Below are 19,535 nucleotides of genomic sequence, written 5' to 3' on the forward strand. Positions count from 1 at the left end.
TTGTTATCGCATTTCCGGACGGAAAACCGCTGTGCACTTTTCCTGGAAATGCTCTAACCCGCCTGCTGCGCGCCCTCGACGTTTGCGGCCCGCATCTCGATGAGCTGCCGGGCGGCGGCAGCGGATGCGTCCTTGTCGCTGGCCACCTGCACGGTCGGGAAGGCGAACTGAATGCCGTTTTCATCGAAAGCCTGCTTGATCAGGGCCAGCGAATTGCGGCGAATGACCGACAGCTCGTTGGGCTTGGCGGTGAGCGCCAGCCTGATCTCGATGGCGAAATCGCCAAACTGCTCGACGCCCTTCATCTTCAGCGTCTGGATGATGCTCGGCGCCAGTTCGGGATCTTCAAGCAGGCGCTGGCCGATATCCTTGACGATCTTCTTCAGCTTCACCAGATCGGTATCGTAGGTGACCTTGACGATGATCTTGTCGATCGCCCAGTCGCGGTTCATGTTGTTGACCGCGCCGAGCGAGCCGAAAGGTATGGTCGCCAGCGGGCCGCGCTGGTGGCGCAGCTTGACCGAGCGCAGGCTGAACGATTCCACCACGCCCTTATAGTGGCCGCTTTCGATGTATTCGCCGACACGGAAGGCATCATCCCAGAGATAGAAGACGCCGCTGATGACATCCTTGACGATGGTCTGCGCGCCGAAGCCGACGGCGACACCGACGACGCCGGCACCGGCGATCAAGGGTCCAATCTGCACGCCGAGCCCAGACAGCACCATCATGATGGCGATGATGCCGATCACCACCGCAAGAATATTGCGGAAGATCGGCAGCAGTGTCTGAAGCCGGGCGCGGCTCGCCTTCATCTCCTCGGAATCGCTGACAGCAGGTAGCGATTCCATCAGTTTCGCGTCGATATAGGTCTTCGCAAGTTGCCAGACCAAATCTGCAATCAACAGGATGACGATGCCGCCAAGAAGACCGCGTGCGATACGGCCGATGATCGATTCGCTGCCGCTCATCATCGCGTGGGCCTCGACCCCCAGCATCCGGCCGAGCCAGAGCGCCGCGAAAGTGATGATCAATGCCCGCACGCCGCGATCAAGAAGCACGGTCGCCACCTTGCCGGCGCCGAAGAAGCCGTCGGCCGCATCATGCAGAGCCTCGATCGCCCGAGTCGAAACCGAGAGTGCGCGTGGCAGCAGGACCGCATAGATGCCGAGCCACAGAAGACCGTCGAAACCGGCCACCCACAGGCCCCAGAGCGCCGCAAAGAAGATCGTCAGCAACCAGGAAACGGTCTTCATTCCGCGCCTTTCAGGCGCAACGGGCCTCGACCATACAGCGGCGACTGCGATCAGGAACAGGCCGATACCAAGGGTATAGCCGATGAGATCCCGGGCACCGGCTGAAAATTCGAGCGAGGTGACGGCCTGCATGACGGCCCAACCGCAGGCGAAATAGACGGCAAACAGAGTGCAGCGCCGATACCAATAGGTTGCCACGCGCCTGCGTTCAGCGATGCGGGCAGTACCGCCATCCTCGTCCAGAACATCGGTCGCGCGGCGCATGGCGATCAGCTCCATCAGCAGCTTGCCGATCGAGATCGCCAGTCTGATGGACACCAGCGCAATGACACAGGCGATGGCGAAGCTCTCGATGGCCGGCGGCCAGTCGAAAGCGAGCAGCGGAATCAGCGTCACCAGAGCATGGATGATGGCAGGCACGACGCCGCCCAGAAACTGGAACCGCGCGGCCTGCAGCTCGGTCTCGGTGCCGGCAGCCCTTTCGGTGCGTTGCATGTGCTTGGTATTGATGAAGCGCGCGACCGCCAACTCCGCGACCAATCCCAGGAAAAACAGGATCACGACCTGGATGATGATACGCAGGAGACCGACCGCCCGGCCCTCACGGCCAAGCTTTTCGGAGGCGGCCATCACCTCATAGGGCAAGGTCATCCCCGCGCCGGAGACTATCTCCAGATGATGCCGGGTGTGGCCGAGCATGCCCGATAGAACGGACATCTGATCGTTGTCGGCCGGTGCGGGATCACTGACAACGGCGGGCTGGGTGTTCAGCTGCGAGGTGAGCCATTGCTTCACGTCCGGTTCGTTCATCAGCTGGATGAGTTCGCGAACCTTTTCGGGTGGTGGCGCCGTCTGCTGGGTCGCCGTCGTATTTTGCGCGAGCACAGTGAGCGGCGCGGCCAGCACAAAGAAACATAAAAACAGCATCCCCATCAGCTGCCTGCCAGCCCCGACATCCTTCATACACGTCACCCTTCCCGCAATCGGACCGCCGGCCCGTTTTTGCAGACTATACGCCTTTTTCATGCGAGCAAGCAGGCACTTACGCGGGCGGCGTGATCATCGCCTGATGCCATTGCCCTGGAGGCATTGTCGCGCTAGTTTCCGCGACAATGCCGTTCGATGCTCGGGGACGCTCGTGTTCAATTTCCTGAAAAGGCTCTTCGGTAGAGGCAGACAAGCGAAGGCGCGCGCTGAAGAGGGGCCGCCGATACCCGAGGCCTCGAACATCACACCAGTGAAGATGCTCGACCTGAATATTCCGGACGAAGCCTTGCACAACGAAGCCCGCTTTGCGGCCTATCTGCAGGAACGGCTGCCGTTTTTCGGCGACCTGATCAGCATCGACTACGATGCCGGCGCCGGCAGCCTGACACTGCATAGCCGCAACGGCGATACCATGACGAAATTTTTGAGCAACGCGTTACTGGCGCTGCGCGAAAAGCAAGGGCAAGCCCGGGCGGAGGCGTTGCTCAACTATCTCAACATGACCGAAGCCATGGCCGGCAGCGAGGAACTCGCCCAGATCCTCCCGGTGCTGAAGGCGCGCGATTTCGTCGATGTAGCGCGGCAACAGATGATGCATGCCGTCAAGGACGAACCCGATCCGCCGCATTTCGTCTACCTCGACGAGGCGGAAGGCCTGATCAAGCTCTTCGTCGTCAATGGCGAGACTACGGTCAGCTATGTCATGTCGACGGCGCTGGATGAATGGGGCATCGACGCGCGTGAACTGGCCGAAGTGGCGCAGGGCAACCTGCAGAAATTCCTGTCCAAGACCGGATTGCAGATCGCCAAGCGCAGCCAGTTTCAATATGTCGAGGTCGACGGCCAATTCGAATCCAGCGTCGCCTTCCTGCCGAATTTCTGGGCCCAGGTGCAGGAACAGTCCGGTGGTGCCGCGCCGATCGCGGCGTTCCTGTCACGCGACAAGGTCTTCTTCACCCATGAGAACGACATTCAGGGCCTGCAGCTTCTGGAGCTGATCAGCGCCGATCTCAGCGACGTGCCCTACGTTATTTCGCCGGATCAGTATCGCTGGGAGAATGGCCGCTGGACGCTGTTCAAGCGCGTGGCCCGGATAGAGGCCCCCATCCACCATTAGAACACTTTAGCTTTTCTTCGAATCGCGAAAGCGCTCCATCTCTTTGCTTTTACGCATTCCCGACGGAAAACCGCTTAAACCAGCACTTCCTGATCGACGCGATCCTCTGCGCCGAAGAACTTCAAATAACGCTCGACTTCCGCCGGCTCCCCCGTCGCCTTTTGTGGATTGTCCGAGAGCTTGACAGCCGGGCGGCCATTGGCCTCAATGACCTTGCAGACGATCGAAATCGGGTTGAGCCCCTTGAGCTCGACCGGCGCACAGCCGGCGAAATCATTGGTAAGGTTCGTGCCCCAGCCGAAGCTCATGCGAACGCGGCCGTCGAAATGCTTGTAGGTATCGATGATCGCTTCGACATCGAGACCATCGGAGAAGATCAGCAGCTTTTGGCGGGGATCGCGGCCCATCTTCTTCCACCAGTCGATGATCTTTTCGCCGCCTTCGATCGGAGGGGCACTGTCGGGTCGGAAGCCGGTCCAGTCGGCCACCCATTCCGGGGCGTTGCGCAGGAACGACGCCGTACCGAAAGCATCGGGCAGAACGACAAGAAGATTGCCGCCATAGAGACGGTTCCAGTCGCGCAACACCTTATAGGGCGCCTTGCCGAGTTCCTCGTTGTTCTTGGCAAGCGCGGCGGCGACCATCGGAAGTTCGTGCGCGTTGGTGCCCACGGCCTCCAGATCCGAGTCCATGGCGAGCAGCACGTTGCTCGTGCCGGTGAAAGCGTGCGGCACGCCTTCCTTCAGCGCCTCGACGCACCAGCGCTGCCAGAGGAAGCTATGGCGGCGGCGGGTGCCAAAATCGGAGATGCGCAAGCCCGGCAGTTCTTTGAGGCGGTCCACCTTTTCCCACATCTTCGCCTTGGCGCGGGCATAGAGCACATCGAGCGTGAAAGGACCGAGCGCCTTCAGCGCCGTGCGCGAGCGCAGCTCGTTGATGATGGCGAGCGCGGGGATTTCCCACATCGTCGTTTCTTTCCACGAGCCGTGGAAGTCGAGAATATACTGACCGTCGCGCTTCGACAGTTCGTATTCCGGCAGCTGGAAATTCGACAACCAGGTGAGGAATTCCGGTTCGAAAATCTGGGCGCGGCCATAAAAGCTGTTACCGGCCAGCCAGATCATCTCCTTCTTGGAGAGCCGCAGCGTGCGGGCGTGATCGAGCTGTTCGCGCAACTCCCTCTCGTCGATCACCTCGGCAAGACGGACGCTCTTGGTGCGATTGATCAGCGAAAAAGTGGCGTCGACATCGGGATAGAGCTTCCAGATCATCTGGAGCATCAAAAGCTTATAGAAATCCGTATCGATCAGGCTACGGATGATCGGATCGAGCTTCCAGGTATGGTTATAGACGCGGGTGGCGATATCCGTCTTGGTCATGTCGTTCCTGCCCCGTCTCCTGCCCTGCGGACGTCATGCTTCTCACCGGCTGGCAGTCCGGCACGCATATATAGTGCCTACAGTGCCCTGTTATCAAAAAATGTTGAGCGAAAGTCCAGTCACTGAAAGAAATTTGATACCAGACTTAACGGGTCGCGTATGGCGGCAACAACCGGAACAAAAAGTCCCGATTGCCGCCATCTCATGCAAGTTCAGTAACCCCGGCTGCGATCCACAAGGTGCTGCAGCGGCTCGCCGCGCTCGAAGCGGGCAATCTGTTCCTCGACATGGCGCATCAGCGCCTTTTCCTCGGATACCGCGGAATCATGCGGCGTGATGATGACATTTTCGAGGTCCCAGAGCGGATCGCCCTTCGCCAAAGGCTCGACGTCGAAGACATCGAGCGAGGCACCGCCGAGGACGCCGGTGCGGATCGCCGATACGATGTCTGCCTGGACCTGGCTCTTGCCCCGCCCGGCATTGATGAAGACCGGCTTGGAAAGAGCGCCATCGCGGCGAAGCCTGGAAAAGAGCGAGGCGTTGTAGATCCCTGTGGTTTCCGGCGTCAGCGGCAACAAGCCCACAAGAATATCGGTTTGCGCAAGAAACGCATCCAGCTCGCCGGCATCGAAGGTTTGCATGCCGTCGATCTCTTTCTTGCTGCGCGACCAGCCGATGACGTTGAAACCCATGACCTTGAGCTTGGCGGCGGCATCGCAGCCGAGAACGCCGAGACCCATGACGCCGACGGTGACATCGGCTGCTTCGGGACCTTGTTGCTGGGCCCAGACGTGCTGGCGCTGGTTCCTGAGGTGCCCCTGAACATCGCGCAGATGCATCAGGCATTGCATGACGACCCATTCGCTCATGCGCGTCGTCAGGCTGCGGTCGACGAAACGGACCATCGGTATATCGGGCAGGCCGGCAATGGACATCATCGAATCGACGCCGGCGCCGCCGGAAAAGATGACCTTCAGATTGGGCGCCCGCTTGAAGAGGTCGGCATCGGGCTTCCACAGAAGCGCGTAGTCGACATGGCTGAGATCTGCACCCTTGCTGGAGGGGTCGGCCAGATTGATGCTGCCGCGATCGGCAAAGGCTGCTTCGAGCGCCTTGGCGACCGTCGCCGGACTGAATTTGAGATCGACGAGAACGGGGCTTTTGGCCGACATGGCGATGGTCTTCATTGCTGGATGGTGGCGGTGGGCACGGCTTCGATGTTGAAGGCGGCGGCGAGAAGCGCCTTGGTATAATCCTCTTTCGGCGCGCGGAAAATATCGGCCGAGGCACCCTGCTCCACGACCTTGCCGAAGCGCATGACGATCAGCTCGTTGGCGAGCGCTTTGACCACCCTCAGGTCGTGGCTGATGAAGAGGTAGGCGAGATCGTGCTTTTTCTGCAGGTCGCGCAGAAGGTCGACCACCTGCGCCTGTACGCTCATGTCGAGCGCCGAAGTCGGCTCGTCGAGCATGACGAAGCGCGGCTTCAGCACCATGGCGCGGGCAATGGCGATGCGCTGACGCTGGCCACCGGAGAACTCGTGCGGGAAGCGCCAGCGGGTGGACGGATCGAGACCGACTTCCTCCAGCGCCCAGCAGACGCGCTTGTCGCGCTCATCGGCAGAAAGCGAGCGCTCGTGAACCTTGAGCCCTTCGGCGATGATCTCGCCAACCGACATGCGCGGGCTGAGCGAGCCGTAAGGGTCCTGAAAGACCACCTGCAGCTGGTTGCGCAGCGGCCGCATCTCGCGGAACGAATAGCCGGCTATATCCTTGCCGACGAAGGCGATGCGGCCTCGCGAGGAAATGAGCCGGGCGAGTGCCAGGCCGAGCGTGGTCTTGCCGGAACCGGATTCGCCGACGACACCGAGCGTCTGGCCGGCCCTGAGTTTCAGATCGATGCCGTCGACGGCCTTCACATGGTCGACGACCTTGCGCATGAAGCCGGCCTTGATGGGGAACCAGACGCGGATATCGCTGCCTTCCATGACCACGGGCTTTTCGGCGTCGCTGGCCGGCGGTTCGCCGCGCGGCTCGGCGGCGAGCAGATGGCGCGTATATTCGTGCTGTGGATTGGTGAAGACATCCTCCACCGCACCGGTCTCGACGATGTGGCCCTTGGTCATCACGCAGACGCGGTCAGCGAACTTGCGGACGATGCCGAGATCATGGGTGATGAACAGCATCGACATGCCGTGCACGCCCTTGAGATCGCGCAATAGCTCGAGGATCTGCGCCTGCACCGTCACGTCGAGCGCCGTCGTCGGCTCGTCGGCGATCAGCAATTCCGGGCGGTTGGCAAGCGCCATGGCGATCATCACGCGCTGGCGCTGGCCGCCGGATAGCTCGTGCGGATAGGCCTTGAGGCGTTTTTCCGGCTCGCGGATGCCAACCTGGTTCAAGAGTTCCAGCGTGCGACTGCGGGCGGCGTGGCCGCTCATGCCCTGATGCAGAGCCAAGATTTCGCTGATCTGCCGCTCGATCGAGTGGAGCGGATTGAGCGAGGTCATCGGCTCCTGGAAGATCATGGTGATGTCGTTGCCCCGCACGGCGCGCAGCTCGTTATCCGATGCCTTCAGCAAATCCTTGCCCTTGAACAGGATCTCGCCCGAGGGGTGGCTGGCGGAGGGATAGGGCAGCAGCTTCAGGATCGAATTGGCCGAGACCGACTTGCCTGAGCCGGATTCGCCGACCAGCGCCAGAACCTCGCCCTTTCTGATATCAAAGGAGATGTTATCGACCGCGATCGAGGTTTGCCCGCCTTGATGAAAGGCGACCGACAGATTGCGGACAGAGAGCAAGGGTGTGGAATTTTCGCTCATCGGAACGTCTTCCTTGGATCGAAGGCGTCACGCACGGCCTCGCCGATGAAAATCAGCAGCGACAGCATGATCGACATGGTGAAGAAGGCCGACAGCCCGAGCCAGGGAGCCTGCAGGTTGGATTTGCCCTGGGCGATCATCTCACCCAGCGACGGCGAACCGGGTGGCATGCCAAAGCCCAGAAAATCGAGCGAAGTCAAAGTGGAGATCGAGCCTGACAGGATGAAGGGAACGAAGGTCAGCGTCGCGACCATCGCATTCGGCAGCAGGTGCCTATACATGATGGTGCGGTTGTCGACGCCAAGGGCGCGAGCAGCGCGGACATATTCGAAATTGCGTGCCCGCAGGAATTCGGCACGTACGACGCCGACCAGGCCCACCCAGGAGAACAGCAGCAATATGCCGAGAAGGATGAAGAAGCCGGGCGGCAGAACGGAAGCGATGATCAGCAGGATATAGAGCACCGGCATCGACGACCAGATCTCGATGAAGCGCTGCATCAACAGGTCTGTCCATCCGCCGAAATAGCCCTGCACGGCACCGGCACAGACGCCGACGACCGCCGAGCAGATGGTGAGCACCAGGCCGAACAGCACCGATATGCGGAAGCCGTAGATCAACCGGGCCAGCACATCGCGCGCCTGATCATCTGTGCCGAGCCAGTTGAGGTTGCTCCAGTTGCAATTGCGATCGGCAGCGCCAGCGGCATAGCCCGAGCACCGCTCTTCCTTGCTCATCGCCCAGAATGGCGGTGTCGGCGCCGACTTTCCCTGCGGGAGATTGGAATTGGCCGTCTGATAGGAATAATGGATCGGCGGCCAGATCATCCAGCCATTGGCGTTGATCTCGTCCTGAATATCCTGGGCACGGTAATCCGTCTGTGCCAGAAAGCCGCCGAACTTGTCCTCGGGATAATCGACGAAAATCGGCGTCAGAATCTCGCCCTTATAGGAGACGAGGATCGGCCGGTCGTTGGCGATGAACTCGGCGCCGAGGGTGAGGACGAACAGGACCGCGAAGATCCAGAGCGACCAGTATCCGCGGCGGTTCGCCTTGAAATTCTGCCATCGGCGCACATTGGTCGGCGAGAACAGCCCCTTGCGCGGCGGCTTCACCGTGATCGGCGCCGTGGGATGATTGGCGGCGTCCATCAGACATCCCTCCGCTCGAAGTCGATGCGCGGATCGATCCAGGTGTAGATCAGGTCGGAAACGAGGCTGACCACGAGGCCGAGCAGCGAAAAGATGAAGAGCGTCGCAAACACCACCGGATAATCTCGCTGGACGACCGAGAGATAGCTGAGACGGCCAAGGCCATCGAGCGAGAAGATGTTCTCGATCAGCAGCGAGCCGGTGAAGAAGGCGGAAATGAAGGCGCCGGGAAAGCCGGCGATGACGATGAGCATGGCGTTGCGGAAGACATGACCATAGAGCACGCGCCGTTCACTCAAGCCCTTGGCGCGGGCGGTGATGACATATTGCTTCTTGATTTCCTCGATGAAGGAATTCTTGGTGAGCAGCGTCGTGGTGGCGAAGGCAGCAAGCGACAGCGAGATCAACGGCAGCACCAGATGCCAGGCGTAGTCGAGGATCTTCTGCCACCAGTTGAGATCGGCGAAATTATCCGAGACGAGGCCGCGCAAGGGGAACCAGTCGAAGAAGGAGCCGCCGGCAAACAGCACGATCAGCATGATGCCGAAAAGGAAGCTCGGAACGGCATAGCCGATGATGATGACGCCCGAGGTCCAGACGTCAAAGGTCGATCCGTCCTGCACCGCCTTGCGGATCCCGAGCGGGATCGAGATCGCATAGGAGAAGATCAGGATCCAGATGCCGAGCGAAATCGACACCGGCAGCTTTTGCCCGATAAGGTCGAGGACCGTGGTGTTGCGGAAGAAGCTCTCGCCGAAATCGAAGCGGATATAGTTCCACATCATCTGGCCGAAGCGCTCGAGCGGCGGCTTGTCGAAACCGAACTGCTTGTCGAGCTTGGCGATCAGCTCAGGGTCGAGCCCCTGCGCGCCGCGATATTTCGAGCTGCTGTCATCGAAGGCCTGCTGGGCCAGCATATCGGTGCCGCCGGACAGGCGTCCGGTGGCATTGTCGGCCTGGCCCGTCAGCTGTGCGATGACCTGCTCGACGGGGCCGCCCGGCGCGAACTGCACGATGGTGAAGGAAATCGCCATGATGCCGACGATGGTCGGGATCATCAGCAAGAGACGTCTCAGAATGTAGGCGCCCATCAGTCCGCCGCTCCCTCAAAGAAGGGTATATTCCGCTTCGTCTCAATCCATCCGTCGATCAATTCACATTCCCTTCCGCCGGATGACAACCGGCGCAGTCATTTCAGCTTGAAACTATCCGAATCAGCTCGAGCATTTGGAGCCCAGCGGGCTCATCATTGCAAGAGAGGCTCACTTTCCGGCACTTTTCGACCACCAGACGTCGGGAAAGCCTATGGAATATTCAGGCAACTGAGCCGGATGTTCGAATTTGTCCCAGTAGGCGATATGGAAGCTGGTCGTATAGAACAGCGGAACCACATAGTGATGAGCGAGCAATACGCGGTCCAGCGCCTTGGCGGTCGCGTCCTTTTCGGCGATGTCCTTGGCGAAGATGACCTTATTGATAAGGGCATCGATGCCGGGATCGGAAATGCCGGCATAATTGCGCGAGCCAAGGCGATTGACAGAGGCCGAGCCCCAGAAGTCAATCTGCTCATTTCCCGGATTCAATGTCTGAGCCCAGACGGTCCAGATCATGTCATAATCGAAGCTTCGGACGCGATTGATGTATTGTGATGAATCGACCGTGCGTACGGTGGCGTTGATGCCGATCTTCTTGAGGCTCTGCGTGTAGGGCAGAACCCATTTCTCCACGAAGGGGCTGCCGAGCAGGATTTCGATGGAAAGCGGCTTGCCCGTCTGCCCGTTGACCATCTGATTGCCCTTCAGCGTGTATCCCGCCTGCTTGAACAGATCGAGCGCCTTGCGCAGATTGTCTCGAGACTTCTGCTGATCACCGCCGACAGGATTGGTATAAGGCGTCGTGAAGACGTCAGCCGGAACCTTGTCCTTGATGTCATTGAGGATGTTCAGCTCATCACCCTGAGGCAGGCCGGATGACGCGAGTTGCGTGCCGAAAAAGAAACTATTGATGCGGCTATACTGATTGAAGGCGATGGTGCGGTTGAGCTCCTCGAAATCGAAGGCATAGTTCAACGCTTCGCGAACGCGCTCATCCTTGAACTGATCGCGGCGCATATTCGGCACCAATGCCTGCATGACGCCCGTGGCGCGCAGCGGGTTGGGCACTTCCTCGCGCTTGATGCGGCCATCCTTGGCGGCCGGGAAATCGTAGCCCGTAACCCAGCGGCTTGCGACATTGTCCTGCCAGTAATCGATGGTGCCGCCGCGGAAGGCCTCGAACTCAACATCGTTGTCGGAGAAATACGTGTAGGAAATCGTCTTGAAATTGTTCTCGCCGACGTTCACCGGCAGGTCCTTGCCCCAATAGTCGTCGCGCAACTCATAGCGGATGGTGGAGCCGGGCGAGACTGCAACAATCTTATAGGGACCCGAGCCCATAACCGGCTCGAGCGTGGTGCGGGAAATATCGCGAGGCTTGCCGTCCGGTCCAGTGGCTTCCCACCAATGCTTCGGCACGATCGGAAACTGACCGAGGATCGACGGCAGCTCCCGATTGTTTTTTTCGTCGAAGTAGAACGTCACATCACGATCACCGGTCTTTTCGGCGCGTGTCACATGGCTGTAGTAGGTCGTGAAGAGCGGGTTGAGTTCCTTCGCCTTGTCGAAACTGAAAACGACATCCGCAGGCGTTACCGGCTGTCCGTCAGCCCACTTTGCCTCAGGTCGCAGGCGGAACGTAGCGCTGGAAATATCGTCCGGATACGAAACGCCCTCTGCAAGCAATCCATAGGACGAGGAGACTTCGTCATCGGCCGATTTCAACAGACTGTCGAAGACGAGGCCGGACCCGAGGGAAGCGATGCCCGCAACCGGATTGCCCTTGAACAATACGGGATTGAGGGTATCAAAGGTACCATTGCTCGACAGCTTCAACTCGCCGCCTTTCGGCGCATCGGGATTGACATAATCGAAATGCTTGAAGCCGGGCTGGTATTTGAGATCGCCGAGAATGGCGGTGCCGATGCGGAATTGCGGCTCTTCAGCTTGAGAAGCTACCGGCAAGGCCAGCAGGCACATGAAAGAAACGACCAAGCCTGCTTTCAACCGCGTCAATGCCATTCATGATCTCCCGATGATTTCTAGAGAATCAGCATAAGGCAAATGAGGGCAAAAAGCAGGACGCAATTGCTCATCTCTTTGGCATTAAGCCGTATGAGGCGTTTCGAAATCAGCTTTTGCAGGCGGCTTCTTCCAGGCGCTTGCGCAGCATCAGCCGTAATTCGCTAACGACGCGCCGGTCCTCCGCAGCGTCTGGTTCGTTGGCGACGACGAGAGCGATGCGCAGCAGTTCAAGTACGATCCCCGACATCAAGCCGATATCGTCCGATATCGGCGGCTGAGCACGCCGCAAAATAGTGGCGATCAACTCCTTAAGCTCGGCGCGGGAGCGTGCCTTGCGCTCCTTGGGAATATCGCGGCGCGCGCCGAGCACGGGGAATTCCGGAAATTCTTCGATGAATGCGCCAAGCGCATCGAAAATAGCTTCGCCGCTATCGGCTGCGGAAAGGCCAGTGCTCTGCTCCGCCACCTCCCGAAGACCCGTCTTCAGCCGCTCCAGGCGATCGATATGCAGCGCCTCGGCGAGCAGGAGCTTTGTCGGGAAGAATTGATAAAGCGAGCCGATGGAGGACCGAGCCTCGGCCGCGATCTCCGTCATCGTTGCAGCGTCGTACCCCTTTCGGGCCAAGACCCTTGCAGCGGCCTCCAGCAGGATCACGACACGGTCATGGCCGCGCTGCCGCTTCGGTGTGCGCGTCTTCAATTCTTCACTTGATTTTTGTGAGGGCATCCTCATATTTTCCATTGCGAGGATATCCTCATATTTCTCCTGGAGCCCCCAATGCCACTTTACGACCCCCGGACCACCGCTCTCGTTTCCATCGACCTGCAGGGCCTGGTTCTCAGCCGCCAGCTCGCACCCCATTCGGCCCAGCAGATCATCGACAACACGGTCGCCATTGCAAACAAGCTGAAGGCCGATGGCGGAACGACCGTCTTTGTCACGGTTGGATTTTCCCCGGACTATGCCGACGCTGTCAACCAGCCGACTGACGAAACCTTCACGCTTCCCCCCGGTGGTTTGCCGGCAGCCGCGCTGGCACCGCCCGCCGAAATTGCCGCGCTGACGCCCGACGTCGCCATCATCAAACGCCAGTGGAGCGCCTTTTACGGCACCGAACTCGATCTGCAGCTTCGCCGCCGCGGCATCAAGACACTGATCCTGACCGGCGTCGCCACCAATTTCGGTGTCGAATCGACGGTGCGTGATGCCTATGCGGCAAATTATGCCGTCATCGTCGCCGAGGACGCCGTGACGACATTCTCGCAGGACATGCAGGATTTCTCCTGCACGAAGGTGTTGCCGCGACTGTCGCGCATTCGCAAGACGGTGGAAATTTTGGCGAACTGATCCGTCCGCATTGACGGCCAGAACGGGCAAGCAGGTGGCCGTTGATCGGCCACCTGTGATTGTCGCGGATTAACTTGGACCATTTTTCAGGATAGTCTTGCCGCAAATCACTTCGGCCCGTTCCGACCGCCTTTCAAGGATATGCATGGTTTCCCCACTGGTTCGCACCTTCCAGACTATCGGCAAATTCTCCCTCGCCGCCGCGCTCGGCATGGGCCTCATCGCCGGCGATGCGCTGGCGCAGCAGACGGCCCCCTCGCCCGGCAGCGCCAAGGCGATCTTCGGCGGCGTCACCCTTCCGACGCAGGGGCCATCGCAGTCGATCGGCTTCTATGCCAAGGGTTGCCTTGCCGGCGCGGTCGCGCTGCCTGCCGATGGTCCGACATGGCAGGCCATGCGCCTTTCGCGCAACCGCCGCTGGGGCAGGCCCGAGCTGATCGGCCTGCTCGAACGCCTGTCGCGCGATGCCGCGAAGAATGACGGCTGGCCGGGCCTGCTCGTCGGCGACATCTCGCAGCCCCGCGGTGGCCCGATGTTCAACGGTCATGCCTCGCACCAGATCGGCCTCGATGCCGATATCTGGCTGACGCCGATGCCTCAACGCAAGCTATCGGCTGCCGATCGCGAAGCCCTGCCCTTCACCTCGATGCTCGCCAAGGACAAATTCCTGACGATCAACGACAGGGTCTGGACGCCGGCGCATGCCCGCCTGCTGATGCGCGCGGCAAGCTATCCCGAGGTCGAGCGCATCTTCGTCAATCCGGCCATCAAGAAGAAGATGTGCGACAGCTGGACGGGTGACCGCAGCAATCTCGGCAAGCTGCGCCCGGAATATGGGCACGACTCGCATTTCCACATCCGCCTACGCTGCCCCCCGGGCTCCGTCGGCTGCACGGGACAAGCGCCGGTTGCCGCCGGCGACGGCTGCGACAAGACGCTTGCCTGGTGGCTCGGGCCGGAACCCTGGGTAAAGCCGAAGCCGAAACCGAGTGACAAGCCGCCGGTAAAGCCGCGGGAGGTCATGGTTTCCGATCTTCCTAGGGCTTGCGAGGCCGTGCTGGCCGCGCCGCCCGTCGCCTCCGTGCGCGCCGCTACCTATGGCGCCAAAGGTGCCGGCGCGGCTGCCGAAACGGATGCAATGCCCGCCTCCGGCAACACACCGCCCGGCCAGATTCCGCAGCAGTGAGGCATGGGCAGTCCTTGCCCAAGCAGTCTTTCAAAGCTCATCCTCTTAGTATAGAAGGCGGATAAATCGATTGAAAGCACTGGGCGGAGCAAGGACTTCATGGCCGGCAGCAAATGCATCGCGCTGATCGCGCACGATCAGAAAAAGGATGCGATGGCAGAATTTGCACGGCGCAATCAGGCAGCCCTTGCCGATTGGAACATCGTCGCAACCGGCACGACCGGTGGCCGCGTGCTCGACGCCTGTCCCACTCTCAAGGTTGTCAGGCTGAAAAGCGGTCCACTCGGCGGCGACCAGCAGATCGGTGCGCTGATCGCCACTGGCGAGATCGACATGCTCGTCTTCTTCATCGATCCCCTTACGCCCCTGCCGCACGATGTCGACGTGAAGGCATTGACGCGGCTTGCCGTTGTCTACGACATTCCCATGGCGCTCAACGAATCCACCGCCGAGCGGCTGATCAAAACACTGAATCATTAATCCGCCTTGCCGGCGGCAGACCACGGACCTGGCCATGCCCGAGCTCAATCACAGCGATGCCCCACTGCCTTTTCCCATCGTGATCGGCGATATCGGCGGGACGAATGCGCGTTTCTCGATCCTTGTCGACGCCGAAGCCGAACAGGAACATTTTCCGGTCGTGCAGACGGCGAATTTCGCGACGATCGACGATGCGATCAAGCAGACCCTCGAAAAGAGCAGGGTGCAGCCGCGCGCCGCGATCCTTGCGATGGCAGGCCCGGTGCAGGGCGACGAAATTCCGCTCACCAATTGTGATTGGGTGATCCGCCCGAAGACGATGATCGCCAATCTCGGCATCGAGGATGTGCTTGTCATCAACGATTTCGAGGCGCAGGCGCTGGCAATCTCCGACGTTGCCGACGAGCATCGCGAAACCATAGGCAAGGCCTCGGAAAACAAGAGCGCCTCGCGCGCCGTGCTCGGACCGGGCACCGGGCTTGGCGTTGCAGGCCTTGTCCATACCCAGCATCAGTGGATACCCGTGCCGGGTGAAGGCGGCCATATCGATCTTGGACCGCGCACAAAGCGCGACCTGCAGATCTGGCCGCACCTGGAAACCATCGAGGGCCGCATCTCGGCCGAGCAGATCATCTGCGGCCGCGGGCTGCAGAACCTCTATCACGCCGTTTGCGCGGCCGATGGCATCGAACCGAGCCTGAAAGAGCCGGCCGATATCACCAACCATGCGCTTGCCGGCACCAACGCGCAGGCCGAGGAAACGCTGACGCTCTTCGTCACCTATCTCGGCCGCGTTGCCGGCGATATCGCGATGATCTTCATGGCGCGCGGCGGCGTCTATCTCTCGGGCGGCATCCCGCAGAAGATCCTGCCGGCGCTGCAGAAGCCGGAATTCCGCGCAGCCTTCGAAGACAAGGCGCCGCATACCGAAATGATGAAGACGATCCCAACCTATGTCGTCGTCAATCCGTTGGCAGCGCTTTCCGGCCTTGCCGCCTATGCCCGCAAGCCATCGAGCTTCGGGCTTGCGACCGACGGCCGCCGCTGGCGGCGTTGAGCGCTTTCAACAATGGATGGCGCGCTGAAACTTCCGGCAAGCCATGCCTTTTTGAAGCAGCGGCCTTCCTCTATAATGGGGTCGGCTTCAGGGCCGGCCTTAACCAGTGTGGCGGCCGTCCCTAGCCAAAGCCGTCCTAACTCTTTATAGAGCCGCGAAAGCATATGCCACATTCGGCTCGCTTGGTTTGAGACAGGAAGCCGATTTTTGAAATCGCCCGATACCAAAAAAACAAACGTCGACAGCGAAGCCATCTCCGGCATGCTGAAGCGCATCATTGCTGAAAATGGCCGTGATCATATCTGGGGCTATACCGTCGCCATCGCCTGCCTGATCCTCGTGGCGGCCTCGACGGCCTATATCGCCTACATCATGAAATGGGTCATCGATAAGGCCTTTGTCGATCGCGATCTCATCGATGCCTGGCTGATTTGCGGAAGCATCTTCGTTGTTTTCGTGGCGCGCGGTTTCGCCGGATATTTTCAATCGGTCATTCTGAGCAAAATCGGCAACAACATCATCGCCCGCTATCAACGACGGCTCTACAATCACCTGATGTCCCTGTCGGTCGGCTTCTTCAACGAGGCCCGCTCGGCGCAGCTTGCAGCCCAGGTCAGCCAGAACGTCTCCGGCATTCGCGACGTCATGAACCTGACGATCACCTCGACGGCGCGCGACCTCCTGACCTTCGTGTCCCTGCTCGGCGTGATGATCTTCCAGGACCCGGTGCTGAGCATCGTATTCCTGGTCATCGCGCCACCGCTCTTCCTTGCACTTCGCTATATTTCCAAGCGCCTGCGCGCCGCGACACGCGAAGCTGTTGTTCTCAACAGCCACGTGCTCGGCGCGATGCAGGAGACCATCCAGGGCATTTCCATCGTGAAAGCATTCACGATGGAAAACGAGCTGGAGCGCAAGATCAACAAGCTCATCACGGCAGCCGAACACCGGCAGAACCGCATCGCCCGCCTCTCGGAGCGCAACGGACCGCTGATGGAAAGCGTCGCCGGCCTCGTGATTGCCAGCCTTTTTGCCTATGCAGCCTACCGATCGATTTACGACAACGTGTCGCCCGGCGTGTTCTTCTCCTTCGCCACGTCGCTGTTGCTCGCCTATGATCCGGCCCGCCGTCTCGCCAAGCTGCAGGTGCAGCTGGAACGCGCTGTCGTCAACGCGCGGATGATCTACGAACTGCTCGACATGGAACCGCGCCAGCGCGACCTGCCGGATGCGAAGCCGCTCGTCGTCACTGAAGCCCGCATCGAATTCCGCGGTGTCCATTTTGCCTATGGCGACGACACCGTACTGGACGATGTCAGCTTCGTGGCGGAAGGCGGAAAGACGACGGCGCTCGTCGGCCCTTCCGGCGCCGGTAAGTCCACGGTCATCAATCTCATCCCCCGCTTCTACGACCCGAAGGCCGGCAGCATCCTCATTGATGGGCAGGATATCAGCCACATCACCAAGCAGTCGCTGCGCCAGCATCTCGCCTATGTCTCGCAGCAGCCCTATCTTTTCGAAGGCTCGATCCGCGACAATATCCGCTATGGCCGCCCCGAGGCGACCGACGCGGAGATCGAAGCGGCAGCCCGGCACGCCTACGCCCATGATTTCATCATGGCGCAGCCGCAGGGTTACGACACGCCGGTCGGCGAAAATGGCGTGACGCTCTCCGGTGGCCAGCGGCAGCGTCTGTCGATCGCCCGCGCGCTGGTGCGCAATGCGCCGATCCTCCTGCTCGACGAAGCGACCTCAGCGCTCGATACGGAATCGGAAGCGGCCGTGCAGAAGGCGCTGGACGAAGCCATGAGCGGCCGCACGGTCGTCGTTATCGCCCACCGCCTGTCGACGGTGGTCCGGGCCGAGAAGATCATCGTCATGCAGAACGGACGCGTGGTCGAAGAGGGCAACCACGAGACGCTTGCAGAGGCCGATAATGGTCTTTACGCTCGCCTCAACAACCTTCAGCGGCCGGCCGTTTCCAGCAACTCCCGCAAATAAGACGATAGAGACGACATGAGCGACAATGCGATGAAGCTGGTGGTGGTTGGCGCGGCGGGCCGCATGGGACAGGCTCTGATCCGCCTCATCCATGCCACCGATGGCCTGACGCTGCACGCCGCCGTCGCCCGCCCCGGCTCCGCCTTCATCGGCAAGGACGCCGGCGAGATCGCCGGGCTGGGGCCGATCGGCGTCCCCATGACCGACGATCCGCTTTCCGCCTTCCTGCATGCCGAAGGCGTCATCGATTTCACGACGCCGGTAACCAGTGTGACCTTTGCCGGGCTTGCCGCTCAGGCCCGCATCGTCCACATCATCGGCACGACGGGCTGCTCGGCCGAGGACGAAGCGAAGTTTCAGGCGGCCGCACGCCATGCCCGCATCGTCAAATCGGGCAATATGGGCCTCGGCATCAACCTTTTGAGCGTGCTGATCGAGCAGGCGGCACGCGCCCTTCCCTCGGCAGACTGGGATATCGAAGTGCTGGAGATGCATCACCGGCACAAGGTCGATGCGCCCTCGGGCACCGCACTTCTGCTCGGCCAGGCCGCAGCCAAGGGCCGCGGTATCGATCTCGACGACCATTCCGTGCGCGTGCGCGATGGCCACACCGGCCCGCGGCCCGCTGGCACCATCGGCTTTGCGACCTTGCGCGGCGGCAGCGTGGTCGGCGATCATTCCGTCATCTTCGCCGGTGAAGGCGAGCGCCTGACGCTGTCGCACAGTGCCGGCGACCGTTCACTGTTTGCGCGCGGCGCGCTGCAAGCCGCTCTCTGGGCGCGCGACAAGAAACCCGGCTTCTATTCCATGCTCGATGTCCTCGGGCTTTCCACACGTTGACCTGACCCCTGGAGCGGATCGGCACGGAACTGCCGATCGCTCCAGCCTTTTATTGTCTCGCAATTCCGGACGGAAAACCGCTACAGACTTTTCCTGGAATTGCTTCATTAAGGAGAAATTTTATGAGCGGTACTCTCGTCCTCGTTCGCCATGGCCAGAGCGACTGGAATTTGAAGAATCTCTTTACCGGCTGGAAAGACCCCGATCTGACCGCGCTCGGCATCGAGGAAGCTAAGACGGGCGGCAAGGCGCTGGCCGATTACGGCATCAAGTACGACGTCGCCTTCACCTCGGATCTGACCCGCGCCCAGCACACGCTGAAGATCATCCTCGATGAAATCGGCCAGGCCGGACTCGAGACCATCAAGGACCAGGCGCTGAACGAGCGCGATTACGGCGATCTCTCCGGCCTCAACAAGGACGACGCCCGCGCCAAGTGGGGCGAGGAACAGGTTCACATCTGGCGCCGTTCCTACGACGTGCCCCCGCCCGGCGGCGAAAGCCTGCGTGACACCGGCGCCCGTGTATGGCCCTATTACCTGACGGAAATCCTGCCGCGCGTGCTCGCCGGCCAGAACGTGCTGGTAGCCGCCCACGGCAACTCGCTGCGTTCACTCGTGATGGTTCTCGATCGCCTGAGCAAGGCACAGATCCTTGAGCTCAACCTCGCGACCGGCGTACCGATGGTCTACAAGCTCAAGGCCGACTCCACCGTCGCCTCGAAGGAAGTCCTCGGCGACATGTCGGGCGCTCATTGAGTTCCTGAAAGAAGCGCCACCCCTCACACGCTGAA

The 19,535-nt window shown here is 60.6% G+C and carries 16 protein-coding genes; 8 read left to right on the top strand and 8 right to left on the bottom strand.

Going from position 1 to position 19,535, the window contains the following annotated elements; all coding sequences use genetic code 11:
- Positions 1-53: 53 nt before the first annotated feature.
- Positions 54-2,219 (bottom strand): mechanosensitive ion channel family protein, encoded by a 2,166-nt coding sequence (locus tag BSK43_RS08525; protein WP_077468351.1) that lies wholly within the window; start codon positions 2,217-2,219, stop codon positions 54-56.
- Between the two features lie 175 nt (positions 2,220-2,394).
- Between BSK43_RS08525 and BSK43_RS08530 the strand changes: the two genes are divergently transcribed.
- Positions 2,395-3,360 (top strand): hypothetical protein, encoded by a 966-nt coding sequence (locus BSK43_RS08530; protein WP_077468350.1) that lies wholly within the window; start codon positions 2,395-2,397, stop codon positions 3,358-3,360.
- Between the two features lie 74 nt (positions 3,361-3,434).
- On the opposite strand, the gene pncB is transcribed toward BSK43_RS08530, so the two are convergent.
- The 7 genes from pncB to BSK43_RS08565 all read right to left on the bottom strand — a co-directional run bounded on the left by pncB (position 3,435) and on the right by BSK43_RS08565 (position 12,572).
- Entirely contained in the window at positions 3,435-4,739 is a 1,305-nt protein-coding gene (gene pncB / locus BSK43_RS08535; protein WP_077468349.1) for a nicotinate phosphoribosyltransferase, read from the bottom strand.
- A 212-nt stretch (positions 4,740-4,951) separates the two neighbouring features.
- Positions 4,952-5,911 (bottom strand): glyoxylate/hydroxypyruvate reductase A, encoded by a 960-nt coding sequence (locus tag BSK43_RS08540; protein WP_077468722.1) that lies wholly within the window; start codon positions 5,909-5,911, stop codon positions 4,952-4,954.
- A gap of 11 nt (positions 5,912-5,922) precedes the next feature.
- Entirely contained in the window at positions 5,923-7,560 is a 1,638-nt protein-coding gene (locus BSK43_RS08545) for an ABC transporter ATP-binding protein (protein ID WP_077468348.1), read from the bottom strand.
- Complete coding sequence (locus BSK43_RS08550) at positions 7,557-8,711, bottom strand: ABC transporter permease (RefSeq protein WP_077468347.1); 1,155 nt, start codon at positions 8,709-8,711, stop codon at positions 7,557-7,559. Before BSK43_RS08550 ends, BSK43_RS08545 begins: the two co-directional genes overlap by 4 nt.
- Positions 8,711-9,802: a microcin C ABC transporter permease YejB gene (locus BSK43_RS08555; protein WP_136686800.1), complete on the bottom strand. Its 1,092-nt coding sequence runs from the start codon at positions 9,800-9,802 to the stop codon at positions 8,711-8,713. Before BSK43_RS08555 ends, BSK43_RS08550 begins: the two co-directional genes overlap by 1 nt.
- A gap of 171 nt (positions 9,803-9,973) precedes the next feature.
- Entirely contained in the window at positions 9,974-11,827 is a 1,854-nt protein-coding gene (locus BSK43_RS08560) for an extracellular solute-binding protein (RefSeq protein WP_077468345.1), read from the bottom strand.
- A gap of 109 nt (positions 11,828-11,936) precedes the next feature.
- Positions 11,937-12,572 carry a TetR/AcrR family transcriptional regulator gene (locus BSK43_RS08565; protein WP_205910594.1) on the bottom strand — a complete coding sequence of 212 codons (636 nt, stop codon included), beginning with the start codon at positions 12,570-12,572 and terminating at the stop codon, positions 11,937-11,939.
- Positions 12,573-12,608: 36 nt separating this feature from the next.
- Between BSK43_RS08565 and BSK43_RS08570 the strand changes: the two genes are divergently transcribed.
- The 7 genes from BSK43_RS08570 to BSK43_RS08600 all read left to right on the top strand — a co-directional run bounded on the left by BSK43_RS08570 (position 12,609) and on the right by BSK43_RS08600 (position 19,500).
- Positions 12,609-13,178, top strand: a complete 570-nt coding sequence (locus tag BSK43_RS08570) for an isochorismatase family protein (RefSeq protein WP_077468344.1) — start codon at positions 12,609-12,611, stop codon at positions 13,176-13,178.
- A 145-nt stretch (positions 13,179-13,323) separates the two neighbouring features.
- Positions 13,324-14,364 (top strand): penicillin-insensitive murein endopeptidase, encoded by a 1,041-nt coding sequence (gene mepA / locus BSK43_RS08575; protein WP_077468343.1) that lies wholly within the window; start codon positions 13,324-13,326, stop codon positions 14,362-14,364.
- A gap of 99 nt (positions 14,365-14,463) precedes the next feature.
- Positions 14,464-14,844 carry a methylglyoxal synthase gene (locus tag BSK43_RS08580; RefSeq protein WP_077468342.1) on the top strand — a complete coding sequence of 127 codons (381 nt, stop codon included), beginning with the start codon at positions 14,464-14,466 and terminating at the stop codon, positions 14,842-14,844.
- Positions 14,845-14,878: 34 nt separating this feature from the next.
- Positions 14,879-15,901, top strand: coding sequence for a glucokinase (locus BSK43_RS08585; RefSeq protein WP_077468341.1), 1,023 nt, complete (start codon positions 14,879-14,881; stop codon positions 15,899-15,901).
- Positions 15,902-16,108: 207 nt separating this feature from the next.
- Positions 16,109-17,902: an ABC transporter ATP-binding protein gene (locus BSK43_RS08590; RefSeq protein ID WP_077468340.1), complete on the top strand. Its 1,794-nt coding sequence runs from the start codon at positions 16,109-16,111 to the stop codon at positions 17,900-17,902.
- A gap of 15 nt (positions 17,903-17,917) precedes the next feature.
- Positions 17,918-18,742 (top strand): 4-hydroxy-tetrahydrodipicolinate reductase, encoded by an 825-nt coding sequence (dapB, locus tag BSK43_RS08595; protein ID WP_077468339.1) that lies wholly within the window; start codon positions 17,918-17,920, stop codon positions 18,740-18,742.
- A 122-nt stretch (positions 18,743-18,864) separates the two neighbouring features.
- Entirely contained in the window at positions 18,865-19,500 is a 636-nt protein-coding gene (locus BSK43_RS08600; RefSeq protein WP_068401007.1) for a 2,3-bisphosphoglycerate-dependent phosphoglycerate mutase, read from the top strand.
- Positions 19,501-19,535 lie beyond the last annotated feature (35 nt).

The sequence above is a fragment of the Rhizobium sp. P44RR-XXIV genome (assembly GCF_001999485.2).
GTDB lineage: Bacteria > Pseudomonadota > Alphaproteobacteria > Rhizobiales > Rhizobiaceae > Rhizobium.

Excerpts from the sequence above, each read along its gene's own strand:
- mepA (WP_077468343.1), top strand. The coding sequence starts at position 13,324 with ATGGTTTCCCCACTGGTTCGCACCTTCCAGACTATCGGCAAATTCTCC.
- BSK43_RS08555 (WP_136686800.1), bottom strand. The coding sequence starts at position 9,802 with ATGGGCGCCTACATTCTGAGACGTCTCTTGCTGATGATCCCGACCATC.
- BSK43_RS08585 (WP_077468341.1), top strand. The coding sequence starts at position 14,879 with ATGCCCGAGCTCAATCACAGCGATGCCCCACTGCCTTTTCCCATCGTG.
- BSK43_RS08525 (WP_077468351.1), bottom strand. The coding sequence starts at position 2,219 with ATGAAGGATGTCGGGGCTGGCAGGCAGCTGATGGGGATGCTGTTTTTA.
- BSK43_RS08560 (WP_077468345.1), bottom strand. The coding sequence starts at position 11,827 with ATGGCATTGACGCGGTTGAAAGCAGGCTTGGTCGTTTCTTTCATGTGC.
- BSK43_RS08550 (WP_077468347.1), bottom strand. The coding sequence starts at position 8,711 with ATGGACGCCGCCAATCATCCCACGGCGCCGATCACGGTGAAGCCGCCG.
- dapB (WP_077468339.1), top strand. The coding sequence starts at position 17,918 with ATGAGCGACAATGCGATGAAGCTGGTGGTGGTTGGCGCGGCGGGCCGC.
- BSK43_RS08600 (WP_068401007.1), top strand. The coding sequence starts at position 18,865 with ATGAGCGGTACTCTCGTCCTCGTTCGCCATGGCCAGAGCGACTGGAAT.
- BSK43_RS08540 (WP_077468722.1), bottom strand. The coding sequence starts at position 5,911 with ATGTCGGCCAAAAGCCCCGTTCTCGTCGATCTCAAATTCAGTCCGGCG.
- pncB (WP_077468349.1), bottom strand. The coding sequence starts at position 4,739 with ATGACCAAGACGGATATCGCCACCCGCGTCTATAACCATACCTGGAAG.
- BSK43_RS08545 (WP_077468348.1), bottom strand. The coding sequence starts at position 7,560 with ATGAGCGAAAATTCCACACCCTTGCTCTCTGTCCGCAATCTGTCGGTC.
- BSK43_RS08565 (WP_205910594.1), bottom strand. The coding sequence starts at position 12,572 with ATGGAAAATATGAGGATGCCCTCACAAAAATCAAGTGAAGAATTGAAG.
- BSK43_RS08570 (WP_077468344.1), top strand. The coding sequence starts at position 12,609 with ATGCCACTTTACGACCCCCGGACCACCGCTCTCGTTTCCATCGACCTG.
- BSK43_RS08580 (WP_077468342.1), top strand. The coding sequence starts at position 14,464 with ATGGCCGGCAGCAAATGCATCGCGCTGATCGCGCACGATCAGAAAAAG.